17 protein-coding genes are annotated in these 19,999 nt (G+C 34.1%); 16 read left to right on the plus strand and 1 reads right to left on the minus strand.

Annotation, left to right across the window (positions count from 1 at the left end; translation table 11 throughout):
- Positions 1-72 precede the first annotated feature (72 nt).
- The 6 genes from M2098_RS02605 (at position 73) to M2098_RS02630 (ending at position 7,484) form a co-directional block, all read left to right on the plus strand.
- On the plus strand, positions 73-1,737 hold the full coding sequence (locus M2098_RS02605) for a ribonuclease J (RefSeq protein ID WP_280681485.1): 1,665 nt from the start codon (positions 73-75) through the stop codon (positions 1,735-1,737).
- Positions 1,738-1,754: 17 nt separating this feature from the next.
- Positions 1,755-3,989: a DNA translocase FtsK gene (locus M2098_RS02610; protein ID WP_280681484.1), complete on the plus strand. Its 2,235-nt coding sequence runs from the start codon at positions 1,755-1,757 to the stop codon at positions 3,987-3,989.
- A 10-nt stretch (positions 3,990-3,999) separates the two neighbouring features.
- Positions 4,000-5,235, plus strand: a complete 1,236-nt coding sequence (locus M2098_RS02615; protein WP_280681482.1) for an insulinase family protein — start codon at positions 4,000-4,002, stop codon at positions 5,233-5,235.
- Positions 5,235-6,512: a pitrilysin family protein gene (locus tag M2098_RS02620; protein WP_280681480.1), complete on the plus strand. Its 1,278-nt coding sequence runs from the start codon at positions 5,235-5,237 to the stop codon at positions 6,510-6,512. The genes M2098_RS02615 and M2098_RS02620 overlap by 1 nt, the downstream gene beginning before the upstream one ends.
- A 57-nt stretch (positions 6,513-6,569) precedes the next feature.
- Positions 6,570-7,043: an LURP-one-related family protein gene (locus M2098_RS02625; protein WP_280681479.1), complete on the plus strand. Its 474-nt coding sequence runs from the start codon at positions 6,570-6,572 to the stop codon at positions 7,041-7,043.
- 117 nt (positions 7,044-7,160) lie between these two features.
- The gene (locus tag M2098_RS02630) at positions 7,161-7,484 is read left to right on the plus strand and encodes a single-stranded DNA-binding protein (RefSeq protein WP_280681477.1); all 324 of its coding nucleotides are present in this window, start codon (positions 7,161-7,163) and stop codon (positions 7,482-7,484) included.
- A gap of 84 nt (positions 7,485-7,568) precedes the next feature.
- On the opposite strand, the gene rpsD is transcribed toward M2098_RS02630, so the two are convergent.
- A complete protein-coding gene (gene rpsD, locus M2098_RS02635) occupies positions 7,569-8,186 on the minus strand; it encodes a 30S ribosomal protein S4 (RefSeq protein ID WP_134170339.1) in 618 nt (205 codons plus the stop codon).
- Between the two features lie 328 nt (positions 8,187-8,514).
- Here rpsD and M2098_RS02640 point away from each other — a divergent pair, with 328 nt between their 5' ends.
- The 10 genes from M2098_RS02640 (at position 8,515) to M2098_RS02685 (ending at position 19,992) form a co-directional block, all read left to right on the plus strand.
- A complete protein-coding gene (locus tag M2098_RS02640; RefSeq protein WP_280681474.1) occupies positions 8,515-10,227 on the plus strand; it encodes a septation ring formation regulator EzrA in 1,713 nt (570 codons plus the stop codon).
- Positions 10,208-11,353 (plus strand): cysteine desulfurase family protein, encoded by a 1,146-nt coding sequence (locus M2098_RS02645; protein ID WP_280681473.1) that lies wholly within the window; start codon positions 10,208-10,210, stop codon positions 11,351-11,353. Before M2098_RS02640 ends, M2098_RS02645 begins: the two co-directional genes overlap by 20 nt.
- Entirely contained in the window at positions 11,337-12,551 is a 1,215-nt protein-coding gene (thiI, locus tag M2098_RS02650; protein WP_280681472.1) for a tRNA uracil 4-sulfurtransferase ThiI, read from the plus strand. Before M2098_RS02645 ends, thiI begins: the two co-directional genes overlap by 17 nt.
- Positions 12,551-13,327, plus strand: coding sequence for a putative RNA methyltransferase (locus tag M2098_RS02655; protein ID WP_280681471.1), 777 nt, complete (start codon positions 12,551-12,553; stop codon positions 13,325-13,327). Before thiI ends, M2098_RS02655 begins: the two co-directional genes overlap by 1 nt.
- A gap of 101 nt (positions 13,328-13,428) precedes the next feature.
- Complete coding sequence (locus M2098_RS02660; RefSeq protein ID WP_280681470.1) at positions 13,429-14,259, plus strand: HAD family hydrolase; 831 nt, start codon at positions 13,429-13,431, stop codon at positions 14,257-14,259.
- Positions 14,260-14,572: 313 nt separating this feature from the next.
- Positions 14,573-16,519 carry a 5'-nucleotidase C-terminal domain-containing protein gene (locus M2098_RS02665; RefSeq protein WP_280681468.1) on the plus strand — a complete coding sequence of 649 codons (1,947 nt, stop codon included), beginning with the start codon at positions 14,573-14,575 and terminating at the stop codon, positions 16,517-16,519.
- 97 nt (positions 16,520-16,616) lie between these two features.
- The gene (locus M2098_RS02670) at positions 16,617-16,973 is read left to right on the plus strand and encodes a DUF1801 domain-containing protein (protein WP_280681466.1); all 357 of its coding nucleotides are present in this window, start codon (positions 16,617-16,619) and stop codon (positions 16,971-16,973) included.
- 50 nt (positions 16,974-17,023) lie between these two features.
- The gene (gene ffh, locus M2098_RS02675) at positions 17,024-18,442 is read left to right on the plus strand and encodes a signal recognition particle protein (RefSeq protein WP_134170323.1); all 1,419 of its coding nucleotides are present in this window, start codon (positions 17,024-17,026) and stop codon (positions 18,440-18,442) included.
- Positions 18,443-18,494: 52 nt separating this feature from the next.
- Positions 18,495-19,052, plus strand: a complete 558-nt coding sequence (gene efp / locus M2098_RS02680; protein ID WP_280681463.1) for an elongation factor P — start codon at positions 18,495-18,497, stop codon at positions 19,050-19,052.
- A gap of 97 nt (positions 19,053-19,149) precedes the next feature.
- Positions 19,150-19,992 (plus strand): hypothetical protein, encoded by an 843-nt coding sequence (locus M2098_RS02685; protein ID WP_280681462.1) that lies wholly within the window; start codon positions 19,150-19,152, stop codon positions 19,990-19,992.
- Positions 19,993-19,999 lie beyond the last annotated feature (7 nt).

Below are 19,999 nucleotides of genomic sequence, written 5' to 3' on the forward strand. Positions count from 1 at the left end.
ATGCATTTTATGATATACTTGATTAAGGAAATTTACATACCAAAAAGAATAAAAGAAAGAGGATTATAATATATGGATACAGTAAAAATATTTGCGTTAGGAGGTCTTGACGAAAACGGTAAAAATATGACCGTAGTTGAGATTAACGACGTAATCTTTATCGTTGAGGCAGGAATCATGATTCCAGATAGCGCCTTACTAGGAGTGGAATATGTCATTCCTGATTTTAACTATTTAATTGAAAACCAAGAGCGAATTGCAGGGATTTTCATTACGCATGCACACGATGATGTAATGCGTGCATTACCATTCTTGCTTAAGCAAATCAACATTCCAGTTTATACAGGGAAGTTTACATCGCTTTTTGTGCATGACTTATTACGCGAAGCGGGAATTAATGAGTACATTCTTCATGTAGTGGATCGTTCATCGACATTTAAAATTGAAGGTGTGCCAGTTCGCACCTTTGCGATGACACATGCATCACCAGACAACTTTGGAATTGCTTTTATGACAAGCCAAGGTGCTGTTGTATTCTCAGGAGAGTTCATTGTTGATTACAATAGTTTAAGTGATGAATACCGCATGGATGTGAATGTACTTAGTGAAATTGGAAATAAAGGTGTTCTAGCATTATTAAGTGAATCTGTTAGTGCAGCAAATGAAGGACATACAGCACCACATCACCAAATCAAAGAGAAGTTAGAACCAATCTTTGAAGAAAGTGGTAAGAATCGTTTAATTGTTGCTTGTTACCGTCAAAGTCTATACCGCATTATGGAAATATTAGACATGGCGATTAAATACAAAAAGAAAGTCTTTATTCGTGATAAAGAAATGATTAAAACGTTAAAATATCTTGATGAACTTGGTTACTATAAATTACCAAAGAACATGATCATTCCACGTGATCAATTTAAAAATGATATGAAAAATGTTGTGATTTTAGTTACAGGTCGTGGAAAACGTTTGTTCCTTAAGATTTCAACAATTGCGACTAATGAAGATAAATATGTAGAAATGCAAAAGAATGACACAATTGTTATTACAAGTCCTGTGGTTAATGGGACAGAGCATGAAGCAGTAAATATGGAAAATGAAATCTATAAAGAAGGTGGACGCATTTACTCTTTTAAAGCAAAAGATGCTGCAAGTATGCACCCTTCAAAAGAAGATTTAAAAATGGCATTATTTCTATTTAAACCAAAATACTACATTCCAGTAAAAGGTGAATATCGTCATTTGATTGCGAATGCAAATTTAGCAAGTTCAATGGGATATGATGATGACAAAATCATCCTATTAGACAATGGACAAGTGGCAACATTCCAAAACAAGAAGTTAATTGCTACAGATGAAGTAATCAAACTTGAAGATCAACTCATTGATGGAGATGAAAATTGGGATGTAACTGGGGTTGTTTTAAAAGATCGTGAATGGTTGTCAACAGATGGTGTGATGATTATTGGAGTTACACTTGATAATCGCACAAAGAAAATCATCAGTGGAATTGATGTACAAACAAGAGGCCTTGTATATTTAAAAGATGCAGATTACTTAATTAAAGAAGTAATGAACATTATGAAGAAAACAATCGAAAAAGCAGTAAAAGATCGCCGTTACGATAACTTAGAATGTCGTGCAGAAGCAAAGGATAAAATCAGTAAGTATTTGGTTAAAGAAACAGGGAAACGACCAATGGTTTTACCCGTGATTTTAGAAACAACAAACGTATAATAATAGGTGGGCAGAATATGGCGAAAAAGAAAACAACAAAAAGAACAAATAAAAAGAAGGACCGCGCTTTAGAAAGTGAGGTTCTTCTCTATGTCTACTGTTTGCTTTTTATCACAGTAGCACTTATTGGGTTATTAAGTGTTGGACTTGTTGGGGAAATGTTAAACCATGGAATGCGCTTCATTTTTGGAGAAAGTACACCAGCAGTATTTGCATTATGTATTATACTTTGTGTTTATTACATGTTTAAGAAGACCTTACGAGGACTCAACACAAAACTTGTCATTATGACAATTATTGGATTTTTAATGATACAAACCTTTTTAACAACCTTTATGGATGTTAACTTCAAAGGGCAAGCCTTTTTAAATTACTATCTTGAGAATACAAGTAATATTCTAAGTGGTGCATTTCATGCAGGTGGAGGAATCATCGGAGCACTTCTTTACAGTCTATCGACGATCTTATTTGATAAAAGTGGAACGTATATCTTACTTGCAGGACTTACACTGATTTATATTGTTGTAGCTTTACGTAAAGAAGATCGTGAACGTATTAAAGCGATGTTTACACGTATGGGTGAAAAACATGAAGTGCGTAAAGAAAATCGCAAGATCAAACGCGTCGCTGATAAAGAAGCAAAGATTTTAGATTATGAAGAAGTGGAAGAGGAACCAACAGAGGATTTTGCAGATTTACTATATCAAGATACACAACCAACCAATGTTGGAATATTAGCTGATGACTATGATGAAGTAGATGTGCTATCACCTGTAGAACCAACACCAGAAGTAGTAGAGCAAACACCAACAAGTGAACGCACAGTTTCTACAGACTACTCAAGATATAAACTTCCAAGTTTAAACTTACTTGCCATTCCTGAACGAAAAGGGAAAAACAGCAGTAATGTAAATGCAGCAAATGAAGCAGGAAAACGTCTTGTGTACATTTTGAAGCAATTCGATGTAAATACACAACTTGTGGCAACACATATCGGACCAAGTGTCACAAAGTTTGAATTAAAAGTTGAAGAGGGTGTGCGCGTTAATAAAATCAGCAATCTTCAACAAGATATAAAAATGGGATTAGCAGCAAAAGATATTCGTATTGAAGCACCAATTCCAGGAAAAAGCACTGTCGGTATTGAAATCCCTAACCAAGAGAAAACCTTAGTAAATATTCGTGATTTATTACGCACCATTCCACAAAGTAGTGCAAATAAGAAATTACTGTTTGCTTTGGGTAAAGATTTAATGGGGAATAATGTTTATGGCGAACTAAATAAAATGCCTCACTTGCTAATTGCAGGAGCAACCGGAAGTGGGAAAAGTGTTTGTGTAAACAGTATTATTACTTCATTACTGATGCGCACAAAACCAGATGAAGTTAAAATGTTGCTTATTGATCCAAAGAAAGTGGAATTTACGATGTATGCAAATATCCCGCATTTACTTGGACCGGTAATTACCGATGGAGATAGTGCAAATCGAGCACTTAAAGTGGTCGTGAATATCATGGAAGAACGCTATAATTACTTCTCACAAGCTGGTGTTCGTAACATTGCTGGATATAATGAGTTTGTCAAAAAGACAGGGGCAAAAGCATTACCGTGGATTGTCGTTATTATTGATGAGCTTGCAGATTTAATGTTAGTTGCTGCTAAAGAAGTGGAGGCAAGTATTCAACGTATTACCCAACTTGCTAGAGCTGCAGGAATTCACTTGATTGTTGCAACGCAAAGACCAAGTGTTGATGTTATTACTGGAGTAATTAAGGCGAATATTCCTAGTCGTATTGCTTTTGCTGTAAGCTCGGCAATTGATTCACGTACAATTTTGGACCAACAAGGGGCTGAAAAGTTACTTGGACTTGGTGATATGTTATATATTCCACAAGGTGAAAACTCACCAATTCGTGTGCAAGGATGTTTTGTTTCAGATGATGAAGTCGAAGCGATTGCAGCAGCTAGTTCAAAACAGGCTGGACCTAATTATGAAGATGCATTCTTACGCTTAGAAGAACATGATGGGCAAGTAAACAGTACAATTAGTAGTGATCCGCTATTTGATGAAGTATATCAATTTGTCGTAGAATCACAAAAAGCCAGTACATCATTTATCCAAAGAAAATTCTCAATTGGATATTCACGTGCTGCACGTCTTATCGATTTACTAGAAGATCAAGGAGTTATTGGACCAGCAAATGGTTCCAAACCACGTGAAGTCTATCGTAAACCTGCACAAGACGAATAAGGAGAAAACAATGAATTTAAAAGTTATTAAAGAAACAAAATTCAAAAATATTGTAATCAGTGTACGTTTTCGTTCACCATTACATAAAGATAGTGTTGCACCAAGAATGGTAATATCAGACTATTTAACCAATGTCTGTAAGCAATATCCTACCAAAGCAAGTATTGTAGATAAACTAAATGCAATGTATGGTGCAAGTATTTCAAGTAATTATATGACTTATGGAGATAGCCAAGTTGTTGAACTACGTGCACGTATTATTGATCCATCCTATATCGACTATAAAGAAAATCTAATCATGGAAGCAATTGCTGTCATGAAAGCATTTTTATATGAACCATTAGTTGATGAAAATGGAAAGTTATATAAAAACTACGTAGATGAAAGTATTCGTATGACGCTAAGTAAAACAACTCGTATGTATGATGAAACAAGCCAGTACGCTTCAAGTAAAGCGTTACATGAAGCAGGAGCAGGGTATGCACTTGCAAATCAAGTCTTATTTTTTGAAGATGAAGTAAAAAACATTACACCTGATAGTTTACTTGCAGCTATGCAATCCATGATACAAGATGATGTTATGGAAGTACTAGTTATCGGTAATGTAGATGATTCTACAATCGAGCTAATCAAGAATGCATTCATCAGTGATGCGAAAATCATACCTGCTGTATCTTATAAAGTGGATGCAAAACGTAAGGATAACTATATCGAAGAATATCGTGATATGAGTCAAGCGTATATCTCAATGGTCTATCAAACCAACATCAACAATCTTGATGCATCTTATTGGAAATTAGCAGTTGCAAATGCAATCTTCGGTCAAACACCATCTTCACTGTTGTTTCGTGAAGTGCGTGAAAAACACTCACTTGCATATTCCATCCACTCTGGATTACATCCATATGATGGAGTATTAAGTGTCAATGTTGGGGTGAATGAAGAAAATGTTGATAAGACTATCGCGTTGATAAAAGAACAATTGGAACGCGTAAAACAAGGTGATTTTGACCATAGCATTATTCAAGTGGTTAAAGATATGCTTGCCAATTCATTTATGACACAAATGGATGATCTACATGGTATTTTGAACTTTGGTTATCGCAATATGATTTTGGCAACAGATGTAAGTGTTGAACAAATCATCAAACAAATTTATGAAGTAACACTAGAAGACATCAAAGAAGTAATGTCTCAAATTGAGTTACTTACTACATTTGTCTTACGTAAAGGAGATGAAAATTAATGGAAACAATTACAAATCATCACTTTAAGGAAAGCTATATTAGTGAAACTTTACCGAATGGTTTACATGTCATTCTATGGCAAAAACCTGGATTTAAGAAAAGCAATTTCGTGTTTGCAACACCATTTGGTGGACGTGATCATGACCAAAAAGATGAACATGGTAACGTTCATACATACCCAGAAGGAGTTGCACACTTCTTAGAACATAAGATGTTTGAAAAAGAAGGCAAGGATGTCATGGAAGAGTTTTCTAGTTTAGGAGCTAATGTGAATGCATTTACTTCTTATAACGAAACTGCATATTACTTTTCAACAACCAATAACCCAATCAAACCACTGAATTTACTACTTGATTTTGTTCAAGAGCTAACAATTACCAAAGAGTCTGTCGAAAAAGAGAAGGGGATTATCATTCAAGAACTTGAAATGTATAATCAAATGCCTGATGCTCGTCTATTCAGTGAGTTATTTGCATCCGTTTTTGATATTCACCCAATGAAACATGATATTGGTGGTACTGCAGATAGTGTAAATGCAATCACACTTGAAACACTATATGAATGTTACCAACTAAATTATCATCCAAGCCGTATGATTTTAGTTGGAGTTAGTGGACACGATCCAAAAGAATTAATGGAAACCATCAAAGAAAATCAAGCCAATAAATCCTTTGAACTTCCATATCAAGCAAGTCGTATTTATGTGGATGAACCAATAAAAGTTAAAACACCACATGCACAAATTCAAATGGATATCACTACACCAAAAACAGCATTAACTTTTAAGATGCCTGGAATTACTGATGCAAAACAAGCAGAACTATATGAATGGGCAATTACCTTTGCTTTAGATGTTGCATTTTCACCGTTAGCAAGTAAATATCAAGAATGGATGGACCAAGAAATTATTAATGATTCCTTCTCATATGACGTAGAATTCACAAAAGATTATGGACTTATCGCATTTAGCACAGAAACCAATAAGATTGAAGAATTCTATGCAACCATTAAACATGAACTACAAAGTATTTGTGACTTTGATGAAAAAGAACTCGAAAATATGAAGCGTCGTGTATATGGAAGTAATGTAACATCGCTTAATAGTTTTGATTCCATTAGTATTGGATTTGTTCGTACATACTTTGCAGGATTGGATTTCTTTGAAAGTCTAGAAATTGTGAATAAAGTAAATAAGGATGTCATTAAAGAGGCAAGTGCTCTAATTGATATCAATAATACATGTGAAGTTGAAATACTTCCAAAAGATGGCAAATAGTCATCTTTTTTATTTTCTGTCATCGTTTGTGCTATTATACATATAGAAAGAGGTACTATGAAAACACTCTATATAAAACAAAAAGTATTCTCGATAGGAGAAAAATTTACCGTTTTCGATGCAAATGAAACACCCATATATTGGGTTGAAGGAAGCTTCATGGAAATACCTAAACATTTTACAATTTATGATGCAAATGGTGAGTTTGCAACAATAACTAAGAAGATATTCAGTTTCTTACCACGGTTTTATGTTCATATTGAAGGTCATGATGTCGCTACCATTTACCGTGACTTATCTTTCTTTCATGCAAAATATCATATTGAAGCTGACGGAATTGAAGTACGTGGTGATATATGGGATATGAATTTTACAATCACATTACAAAACCGGCAGATTGCTTCGATTCATAAAGAATGGTTTGCTTGGGGTGATTCTTATGTAATTCAAATTGAAGATGATACCTATGAAAAACTAATTGTTGCACTTGTCATTGCCATTGATCGTGTGAAGTTAGATAGTAATAATTAATTCAATAAACTCTATGATAACCATCATTGATATTCTGTGATGGTTTTTTTATCTTCTTTAGGATACTTTCTTTTTCTTGCCTATATATACGTGACAAGAAAGAAAAGAGGTGTTATATTGAATCATTTTGTAATTGTAGGTCGAATGGTAGAAAAACCAGAACTTCGTTTAACTAGCTCAAACATTAAATTTGCAACTGCTAGTGTAAAAGTAAAACGAAATTTTAAAAATGCGGATAATGTATATGACTATGATGTATTTCAGGTAACGCTTTGGCGTGGTATTGCTGAAGATGTAATTGATGTTTGTGAGCCTGGAGCACTTGTTGGTGTTCGCGGACGAGTACAAACAAGTTTTTATACAAGCGAAGAAAATAAGACCTACACAAATTATGAATTCGTTGCTGAGAAAGTAAGTTTCTTAGAGCACGAAGAAAACTAGAAAAAAATAACGTCACTACATATACGTAGGGCGTTATTTTAAAAAAAAGAGCAGTACAGAATCTGTCTTGCTCTTTGGATGGTATTATAATTGACGGTTGTAGAACTCTACAATTAATAGTTCGTTAATTTCTGAGTTTAATTCATTTCTTTCAGGTGTACGAACATAAGTACCTTTTTTCGCGTTTTTGTCAACGTCTACGAATGCAGGTGCCTTGTATACTGCTTCTAATGAATCGTTGATTAGTTGTAAGTTTCTAGATTTTTCTTTTACTTCAACTACTTGTCCAGGTTTTACTTGGTATGATGGAATATCAACTTTTTTACCATCTACTAAGAAGTGTCCGTGGTTTACTAATTGACGAGCTGCTCTACGAGTAGGTGCAAATCCCATACGGTAAACTACGTTATCAAGTCTAGCTTCTAATAAGAATAAGAAGTTTTCACCTGTAACACCTTTCATTTTAATCGCACGTTTGTACGTGTTGAAGAATTGACGTTCGTTCATTTGGTACATGTAACGTAAACGTTGTTTTTCACGTAACTGTAAACCGTAGTTAGTTAACTTAATTCTTTTTGTAGGACCGTGTTGTCCTGGTGCGTATTGACGTTGTTTTCCTTTAGAAAATTCTTTTCCACTTTCTAAAATTGAGAAACTAAGACGTCTTGCTGTTTTAAAAACAGGTTTTGTAATTCTAGCCATTAATGTTTCCTCCTATATTGCTTTACAAATGCAAAACAATAACAGTACAAATTATTCTATAAGAGTGTTTGGAGTTATGTAGTTTCGTTCAAGTAAGGCAGCCGAATTACTCCTATCTCGCAAATGCGATCCAAACGCTGATTTATAAAACTTTGCATGCTGCTATTAATGATGCCTGTTTACTTTATCAAATCAGTAGGTTAATGTCAATATATTCTTTACTTATCGATTATTTTAATGTTTTTTCTTCCGCTAATTATGATACAATAATCGCAGAGGTGTTGATATGGAAAATTTCATTAATTTTTTTAAACAGAATGTTTCAATTATGGGGATATTAATTGTAGGTATTATCCTAATTGCATTCATTATTATAATATTAATCGTTCGTTCAATTCGATTAAAACGTGCAAAAAAGGATTTTGATGCACTAGAATTACGTTTTACTGAACTTAAAGGAATTCCTTTATCATTCAAACTAAATAAAGCTGTATCATTAAGTAAGGTAAATACAAACTTAAAAGATGATGTGGTTTCATTTCAAGAAGAATATGAAAAAACACAAGAAGGTCTAAAAGAATATAGTGTATTACTTGCTGAAACTGATGATTTTATCTTCTCAAAGAAAATCAAGAAGGCAAATCAATGTATCAATCAACTAGAACCAGTAGTTGCAAACACAAGTCGTATTGTTTCAGCACTTGATGCAAAACTAGAAAAGGTTTTGGAACAAGAAAACACACAACGTGAAAGCATTAATACATTAAAAGAACGCTTCCGTGTTCTAAAAAGGGAATTGATGGAACACCGTAGTGACTACCATACAAGTGTTGAAAATCTAGATTCTTCGATTAAAAATATCGAAGAGATGTTCTCCATTTTTGAAGAATGGATGTTTGCAAGTGAGTTTGATAAAGCTGCAGATAAGCAAATGGAAATTCAAGTGGAAATTGAAAACTTGGAACATGCATTACATGCACTTCCTGATTATTACCAACAATTGAAAGGTACACTTACTGCTGCAACTGATGAACTTACCTATTTATACAGTTCAAGTAAAGCCAAAGGTGTATACTTAGACCACTTAGATATTGATAAACGTTTAGAAGTCATTCGCGAACTATTAAGTGAAAGTCTAGCAAAACTAAGCGATGTTGATTTACCAACCATTGAAAAAGATATTGATGATCTAGAAGTCCGTATTGTTTCAGTGAAAGAAGATATTGATAAAGAAAATGATGCATATGTTCAACTACATGAAAAGGTAACTCCACTATTTGAACGTGTAAAAGATTTAAATAAACGTTATGAAATTATTCGTGAACTATATGACCGTGTAAATGTGCGCTTTGGTTTTGATAATTGGACAGCACGTTTAGAAAAAGATGAAGTGATGCTTGATGAGTTAAATGAACAACGTTTCCGTTTAGAGAAAGTAATTAGCGAAAACACGGTTCCATTTTCAACGCTATTCCTATCATACGAAGAATTGGATACAATGGTTCAAAAGTTGGAAATTGAATGTAAAGAAATGCAACAACGTTTAGAATCTGCATGCAGTGATGAAGAACGTGCGAAAGAACAAATGATCAAATTACAATTAATCGTAAATGAAATTCGCATCAAAATCGAAAAAAATCATTTGCCAAATGTAAGTGAAAAATACGATGATGACTTAATCATGGCAAACAAGCACATTGAAGATATTAAAGCGATTTTACTTATTACACCATTAAATGTAGAAGCTTTAAATGCAAAGATTGAAGAAAGTATTGATTATATCTATACATTATACAACTCAGTGAATAACTTAGTTGGTATGGCAATTATGGTTGAAAATGCAATTCTATTTGGTAATAAATACCGTAGTGAATATGCAGAAGTAGACAATGAATTAACAAGAGCAGAATTATGTTTCAATAATGGACAATATACAAAATCACTAAAGATTGCAATGAACATTATTGAAAAGTTACACCCAGGTGTTTATGAAAACCTGGTAAAGAAAGGCGTCGATATCAATGAAGCCATCCAAATCTAGTATCTATTTAGATTACGCTTCAACAACACCAATCAGAAAAGAGGTTTTGGATACATATCAAGTATGTGTCCAAAACTACTTTTATAATTCCGAGAGTGTATATACGCCAGCTTTACAAGTACACGATTATGTAGAAGCAAGTCGCAAGAAAATTGCCGAGATGTTACAAGTTCATAGTGATGAAGTCTTCTTTATGTCAGGAGCTAGCGAAGCAAATTCACTTGCAATTACTGGATACGCATTAAAGAACCAACACAAGGGAAGACACTTGATAACAACAAAGATTGAACATTCATCCATCTTGCATGCTTTTGAGCAACTAGAGGCCTTATTTGGCTTTGAGGTAACGTATTTAGATGTAAATAAAGAAGGACTTGTAAGTCTAGAACAAGTGCAACAAGCCATTCGTAAAGATACGATATTACTTTCCATTATGGCAATTAATAATGAAGTAGGAAGTATCCAACCAATTGAGAAGATTGCTGATTATATAAAAAGTCAGACACGTATTTGTATGATGAGTGATGGAGTACAACTAATCGGAAAGCATGATCTTTCGTTGCAAAATATGGATCTGTTTACTTTTACAACCCACAAAATTTATGGGGTAAAAGGATGTGGAATTTTAATTAAGAAGAGAAATATTGAGTTAGTTCCAATCGTTCATGGTGGAGCACAAGAGCAAGGATTGCGTGGTGGTACAATTGATGCGCCAAGTTGTATTGTTGCGGCTAAAACTTTACGTTTAATTCAATTGGAACAACAAAAAAGCTATCAACATGTAGTACAATTGCGTGATACGATATTTGATGCATTAACACAAATGGAACAAGTGCATCTAAATTCTACGCGTGCTTGTTCACCATATATTATTAATTTCTCTGTACATACGATGAATTCAGAAATCTTGATGAATGCATTAAATGAAAGAGGAATCTATATTTCAAGTCAAAGTGCTTGTTCCACACGCACAAAGAGTCCATCACATACACTATTAGCGATGGGTTATGATGAAAAACATGCACTTAGTGCCGTAAGAATCTCTTTATCGCACTTGACAACAAAAGAAGAAGTGTCTATCTTATTAGAGAATCTAAAGGAGATTTTATATGCATACAGCACCTAATGAATACAACCATATCCTCATTCGTTTTGGGGAATTATCAACAAAAGGTAAAAATAAAAAAGACTTTATTCGTCAATTAATGATGAATGTAAAAAAATCACTACGCGAGTTTGAACACTTAGAATATGAAAAAGGTCATGATCGCATGTATATCTTACTGAATGGGGAAGACTATAAAGCCGTTAGCAAGCGTCTACAGTGCGTATTTGGGATTTCTAGTTTCTCGTTAGCTAAGAAAGTGCCTAGTGAACTGGATGCCATTATTGAAGCAGCATATGCTGTAGCCTTACAAGCAAGTAGTGATATTCATACATTTAAAATGGATACACGTAGACATCACAAGCCATTTTTATATTCAAGTGATGAAATTAATCGTGCTTGTGCTACAAAGATCCTACAAAACACAGAATTAAAAGTAAACGTTAAAAAACCAGATTTACGTATTCAAGTTGAAGTGCGTGAATTTTATACCTATGTAATGAGTGATAAAATCAAAGGTGCTGGTGGGTATCCAGTAGGAAGTAGCGGAAAAGCATTGGTTATGTTATCAGGTGGTATTGATTCACCTGTAGCTTGTTATGAAATGATGAAACGTGGAGTTGCAATTGAATGTATTCACTATGCATCACCACCATACACAAGTCTGCAAGCCTTAAATAAAGTAAAAGCACTAGCTAGTAAGCTTGCACTATATCAAGGACATATTCGCTTACATGTAGTCCCATTTACACAAATGCAATTAGCAATATACAAAAACTGCTATGAAAGTTATGCAATCACAGTGATGCGTCGTATGATGTACCGTATGGCCCAACAAATCGCAGAAAAGCAAAATTGTTTAGCGATTGTAAACGGTGAAAGTTTAGGTCAAGTAGCTAGTCAAACACTAGAATCAATGAATGTTATTGGTAAAGTTGTAGATATTCCTGTACTTCGCCCAATTGTTTGTCACGATAAATTGGAAATTATCGATATTGCACAAAAAATTGATACATATGATATTTCAATTCAACCATTTGAGGACTGTTGTACAATCTTTACACCAAAGAAACCAACAACAAAACCAAATCTTGCAAAAGTTGAAAAAATGGAAGCACATTTTGATTGGCAAAGCGAACTGGATACAGCTGTAGCAACAACTGAATCAGAAAACATTTATTACAATCAAGTATTCCAAGATGAAGAGGATTTATTTTAATGTTAGTTTGTCCTGTTTGTCAAAAAGACTTACACAAACAAGAGCATCGATATACTTGTAAGAATCATCATATGTATGATATTGCAAAAGAAGGATATGTAAACCTCTATTTAAAAAGCGCAAAAACTTCTGGTGATGAACTGGCAATGGTCCAAGCCAGAAGGCTTTTTTTAAGTAAGGGATACTATACTATCCTCCAACAAAAATTAATCGATATCATTAAAGATTTACATCCAAATATGATTGTTGATGCTGGTTGTGGAGAAGGGTATTATACAAATGCCATTGCACAAGTTTTACCAGATACAACCATATATGGAGTGGATCTTAGCAAACGTGCACTTAAGTATGCTGCAAAACGTACCAAACATGTAAAGTATGTCTTAAGTAGTATCTTTCATATGCCTATAAAAGCACATCAAGCAGATATCTTACTCAATGTATTTGCACCATTTGCATATGAAGAATACACACGAATGATTCATGATAAAGGGTATATTATATGTGTAGAACCTGGAGCCAATCATTTAATGCAATTAAAACAAGTGTTGTATGAAACACCATACCAGAATGAAGAAACAATACACAAACAACTATCGATTGTGGATCGTATCTATGTAAAAGATCAAATTACTTGTCCAAACCACGATCTACAAGCACTGTTCATGATGACGCCGTATTACCATAAAACAAGTAAAGAGGCTAGTTTACGATTAGAATCAATCAAAGTTCTCGATATCGACATTGAATTTGTAATTACGATTTATCAAAAATAACTAATGAGACATAATTTTATGTCTTTTTATTTTGTGGACTCTATAGTTACTAGAGGGTTTATAATAGAAGTAAACAAACGAAATAAAGGAGAGTCTTTATAATGGAAAATTTACAGTTAGTTATTTGCGATATTGATAATACACTTGTCTCGCCACTAACCCATGAAATGCAAGAGTATACCAAAGAAGTAATTCGCAAATTGCATGCACATGGTGTACATTTTGGTCTTGCATCTGGTCGCCCCTTAGATGAAATCGAAGCACAAGTAAAACGTTGGGGATTGGAAAAAGAAACAACGATGCTTTTAGGTTTAAATGGTTGTCAGCTATGGGATGGAAATAATCATAGTTATCATTCCTATTACTTACTAGAAACTGCATGGATCAAAGAAATCTTAGAATTGATGGAACCTTTTGATTTAAATCCATACATGTATTTAGATGGTGGTCGTTTTCTAGCAACAAGAATGGATGAAATGGTACAGTATTCTGCAGATAAAGTAGGGAAGACCATTGTTTTAGTTGATGATAAAAGTGAATTTTATAAAGAGAAAAATGCAAAGATTATGTTTCGCATTGATGAAGACAAAATGCCTGAGATTGAAGCATATGTAAAACAACATGAATCAAGTAACTATAAAGCATTCAAAACACAGACAACAATGTTAGAATTTGCAAATAGCAACGTCTCTAAAGCATTTGCGATGAAAGAATACTGTAAACGTAATCACATCGATGTCGCAAACGTGATGGCTTTTGGTGATATGTCAAACGATAATGACATGCTTGAAGCAAGTGGACTTGGCGTGTGTTTGTTAAATGGTAGCAAGGACACCAAAGCAATTGCTGATGTTATCACTGAAAAAACATGTGATGAAGAAGGCTTTGCACATTTTATAGAAACACATGTATTTACACCAAAAGGATGGTAAATTTGTAATCGCTTTCATTTAATCTGTGAGAATGATTGACATGCTTACTTGGCTTTGTTATGATGAATTTACATAAGAACAGGATAGTGATTGCATAAGCAAGCTAAACCTATACTTCGACAGTTTTTGTCTACGTATAGGTTTTTTTATGTTCTTATTTCAAGATACGGTAAAAACAAGCACAGAAAGGAAGGTGAAAAACAGCTTGTAAATATACATAAATCAAGTAGCAATATGCATTTAGGGGAATCATATTGTGAAAGGATTTACATTTCGCAGGGAGAATCTAACACATAAAAAAAGAGGGAACAAAATGAAAAGATTAAAGAAAATAGTACTTAGTTTATTTGTAACAATCAGCATGTTTTCACTTGTTGTACCATCAACATTACGACAAGTACGTGCTTTAGATTACGATAAGAAAATTACAATCATTCACACAAATGATGTACATAGTTATGTTGATGTAGAACCATACGTAAAAGGTTATGCTAACAAATTAGAAACAGCAGGTGAAGCATATACAATTGTTTCTGCTGGAGATGCATTTGCTGGAACTTCATTTGCTTCTATGTCACGTGGATTAGATGTTGCCACAGTGATGAATGCAGTTGGTTACGATATGATGACATTAGGTAATCATGAATATGCGATGAAATTTGATATGCTTAGCGATATTGTCGATGCAGCAAATTTCCCAATTTTAGGTGCAAATGCTGAACCAGATTTATTAGCAGCAATTCCTGATGTAGAAGAATATGTAATTAAAGACTATAATGGAACTAAAATTGCATACTTAGGATTAACAACTGCATATAATCCTGAAGGATTTGGAGCACGTACAGTCGCAAAAGCGGAAGAATTAAAAGCAAAAGCAGCTGCCGAAGGTGCAACAATCTTTATTGGTGTAACGCATTTAGGAGTAAAAGATCCAAATCCAGAACTGACAAGTAAATACTTAGCAGAAAAGTGCGACTGGTTTACAGCGATTGTTGATGCACACTGTCATACAGTTCATGATGGTGGTTTAATACATAATGGTGTATTGATTGCTGAAACTGGGGAATACGGAAATAACTTTGGAGTGATGGAGTTATACATTAAAGACAATAAAGTTGTTGATGTTACTTCAACGATTATTCCAGTAAGTGAAGCAGAATCACGTGGTATTACACCAGATGCACAAATCCAACAAATTATTGATGATGTTCGCGCAAAAAATGAAACGATTTTAAAAGAAGTTATGTTTACTACACCAGTAGATCTAACTGGAAATCGTCAAGTAATTAGAAAACAAGAAACAAACTTAGGAAATATTGTATCTGATGCATATTTAGCAACTGCAAAAGGGAATGCAGATGTTTCATTTGCACCAGGAGTTACCATTCGTCAAGACTTACCAAAAGGTGATGTAACATATGATGAATTACTAAACACACTTGGTTCAGAACAACGCTTGTTGTCATTTGAATTAAGTGGTAAAGAAATCTATGCTGCAATGGAAAATGCACTTGCTACATATCCGGAGGAAAACAACAATTTCCAACACTTTGCTGGAATGAAAGTGTACTTTGATCCTACAAGACCTGTAGGTGAACGTATTGAAAAAATCGTTTTAGATGATGGACGCACAGTAGAAGCAGATGTTGTGTATCGTGCGATCACTCGTGAAGACATGCTTGCTTGGTTTTTAAGTGATGAACGACTTGCCAATTTCGAATATATTGCGCATGGTTCTGTTTATCCTGATTTCATTACCTATGCAAAAGCAAATGCACATACCTTTAAAGCAGAAATTGAAGGACGATTAGTAGATACAACACAAGTTGTTGATCATGAAGTAGAACTTCAAGTGTATGCATCAAACTTTGATATTCGCTATGATAAACTTTCAACTTTAGATCTAAAACAAATTCAAAGTCTTGTAAATCTAACAGTTACAATTGACGGAGAAGTTGTTGATGCGTATACAGTAGATATTGATGAAACTAGTTTAAAAGCAATCAAAAATGCAAAAAATGAAAATAAAACATATCCACTTTTCCTAACGGTTTCATACACAGATGCACAAAATGAACTATATACACAAACCGTTCAAATTGATGTACAAGTAAAAGCAGTTGATCAAGCACAGCCAAGTACAACATTAAATGCAGGTGGATCTGTTAATACATATGATCCAACAAGTATTGTACTTCTATATGGATTACTTGCATGCAGTGCCTTAGGAATTATGTATACAAGAAAACGTAAAGCATAAAACAATAAAGATGTTTCCAATTGGGAGCATCTTTTTTAGTCATTTATGTATGCATCGATAAAATATGCGTTATACTTAAGAGATAGTGAGGTGTTATATGCCAAAAACAGAAATTGAAACATATATTGAAAATGCTCCAAATGAAAGACAAGAACGTCTATGGAATCTTTATCACTTAATCAAAAAAATTATGCCTGAAGCAGAAGAACGGATTCGATATGGAATGCCTACATTTTACTGGCATACAAATGTCGTACATTTTGCACTTATGAAACATCATATAGGTCTATATCCTAGCCCTTCTGGTGTACTATATTTTCAGAAATTAGAACCAGGCTTTAAAACTGCAAAAGGAACCATCCAACTTCCTTTTACTAAAGAGATGCCCTATGATTCTATTGAAAAGATGTTAGAAAACCGTATGGATGAACTCAAAAGAAAATATTCTCAATAGCATGATAATTTGATATAATAAGAGGTGGCAAAAAAGAAAGGTATGATACAATGTTTGATTCATTAACCAAACGACTCAATCGAGCGTTTAAAAATATTAGTGGTAAGGGTAAACTTACTGAAAAGAACATGGATGAAATGCTTAAAGAAGTGCGCATGTCACTACTTGAAGCTGATGTTAACTACCGTGTAGTAAAAGATTTTATTGAAACAATTAAAGAGCAAGCGCTCGGACAAAAAGTTTATGATGCTCTAGATCCAGCACAAATGGTTCTAAAAATCGTGCGTGATGAACTAACCAATTTATTAGGTTCAACAACTGCTGAAATCAACTATAAAGAAGATGGAATTACAACGATTATGATGGTTGGTTTACAAGGGACTGGGAAAACAACTGCATCTGCGAAAATAGCAAACTTGATGAGTAAAAAACAAGATCGTAAAGTATTGCTTGCTGCATGTGATGTGATTCGTCCTGCTGCAATTGAACAGCTACAAACACTTGGAAAACAAATTGATGTTGAAGTGTATACTGAAGGTGTCCAAGTTGATGCATTAACAACTGCGAAAAATGCTTTAGCATATGCAAAGGCAAATGGATATGATACTGTACTTTTTGATACTGCTGGTCGTCTTCATGTAGATGAAGAATTGATGAAAGAACTTGAGAAAATCAAAAAAGCAGTAAAACCAAGTGATATCCTATTAACTGTAGATGCGATGACTGGACAAGATATTGTCAATGTCGCAGAAAGTTTTAATGAGAAGTTAGATGTTACTGGTTTAGTTCTTACAAAACTTGATGGAGATGCACGTGGTGGGGGAATCCTATCGGTTCGTGCAATTACACATGTACCGGTTAAGTTTGTTGGTACAGGAGAGAAGATCGAAGACTTAGATGTGTTCCACCCAGACCGTATGGCAGAACGTATCCTAGGAATGGGAGATTTATTAACTCTACTTGAACAAGCTGAAGAAAAAATGGATCTTGATGCAGCTGAAGAAAGTTCACGTCGTATGATGGAAGGTAAATTTGACCTTAATGATATGTTGGTACAACTTGAACAAATCAACAAGATGGGATCGCTTAGCAAAATCATGAAATTAGTACCAGGTATGGGACAAATGATGGAAAGCATAGACGATATGAAAGCTGATGATCAAATGAAACATACCAAAGCGATGATTCAATCCATGACGAAATTTGAAAGAGAAAATCCAGACCAAATTCGTTCTTCTAGAAAAAGAAGAATTGCTAATGGTAGTGGACATAGTGTTGGTGATGTAAATAAACTTCTGACACAATTTGAAAAATCGAAGAAAATGATGACGATGATGGCTCGTATGTCTCAACAAGGACAAGCACCTGATATGGCAGCTATGCAAAACATGGCACAAGGTGGTATGCCTGCAATGAACCAAATGCCAGGTAAGAAGAAATTTGTATCGAAACTAAAAAAACGTCGTTAATCTTTTAAAAAAACGAAAAAAAGTTTACAATAGACAAGAAAAAGGAGAACTTATGTTACAATCAAACGAATTAAAACCAGGAATTACATTCCAACAAGATGGAAATATTTATGTTGTACTTGACTACTCACACAACAAAACGGCTCGTAGTGCAACAACAATCAAAGCGAAAGTGCGTAACTTACGTACAGGAGCAATTACTGAGTTATCATTTAACTCATCAGATAAAGTAGAACCAGCGCACATCGATAAAAGAGAAATGCAATACTTATACGATGATGGTGAAAACTTAATTCTTATGGATAACGAAAGTTATGAACAAGTAGAACTTCCTAAAAGCAATGTAGAATGGGAAATGAACTTCTTAAAAGAAAATGACAATGTTGTTATCACTATGTTTGAAAACGAAATTCTTGGAGTTGTATTACCGGATAAAGTCGCTCTAAAAATCGTTGAAAGTGAACCAGCAGTAAAAGGAGATACAGCAACAAACGCACAAAAAAATGCTGTTCTTGAAACTGGGTATGGCATCCGTGTTCCATTATTTATTGATCAAGATGAAATTATTCTTGTATCTACATCTGATGGAAAATATGCAGGGCGTGCATAAATCATAATAAAATGCTCCGAAAGGGGCTTTTTTATTGAATATCGGTATGCATGCAATTTGGAATTTGTTATAATAGACAAGTATGGAGGATTTGAAAATGAGTGAAAATTCAAGAGTAAAAAAATACGAGGCACTTCGTCAAACCTTAAATCAAAACCAAGATGATGAACAAGCTGTGCAACAAGCATTACAACAGTTAAATAAACAAGTTGAGGAAAATAAAGCACCCTCACATCAAAAACGTTCGATAAATTATACAAACTCAGAAACAACTGGAGAGTTTAAAAACGAATACTTGGATGACTTCTTACAAGAAGTACGTGATTATAATATGAAAAAAGGTGTTCGTGAAAGTGAAGATACAAGACTTGATATCTTACAACAATTATCAAGTAAGCAACGTCAAAAACGTGCATCATATATGGATAATGAAGCTCAAAAAACTGAGGTTCATGAAGCAAGTGGAGTGATTGAAAATGCTAGTGTGTATACAACTAACGAAATTCCAAACATCCAAGCGATGGATAAAGAAGATCGTATGTCAATGACACAAGAAATTGCACGACAAGTGCAAGATTTAATTCACCAGGAAGAAGTACAACCACTTGAAGATGTACGTGAAGAAATCGTACAACCTGAAGTAGCAGTAGAAAGTGAACAAACAATTGTTTTACCAACTGCTAAAGATGTAACAACAAACATGTCTATGCCTAGTGATTCTAGCCAAGATGATGAAGATACAACAAATTATGATGAATTACTTGATCAAACATTGCAACTGAAAACAAAACTTCACGAGCAAGAAGAAGAGATTCATACCTTAAATGATGGAGTAGATAAAAATAACCGTCTTTTAAATATCATAATTGCAGTCTTAATCGTATTGCTACTAGCAGTAGTTGTTACTGTTGTATACTGGATTATGAACATTAAAATGTAAGAGAGGA

It is taken from the genome of Breznakia sp. PFB1-19, assembly GCF_029893935.1.
Taxonomy (GTDB): Bacteria; Bacillota_I; Bacilli_A; order Erysipelotrichales; family Erysipelotrichaceae; genus Breznakia; species Breznakia blatticola.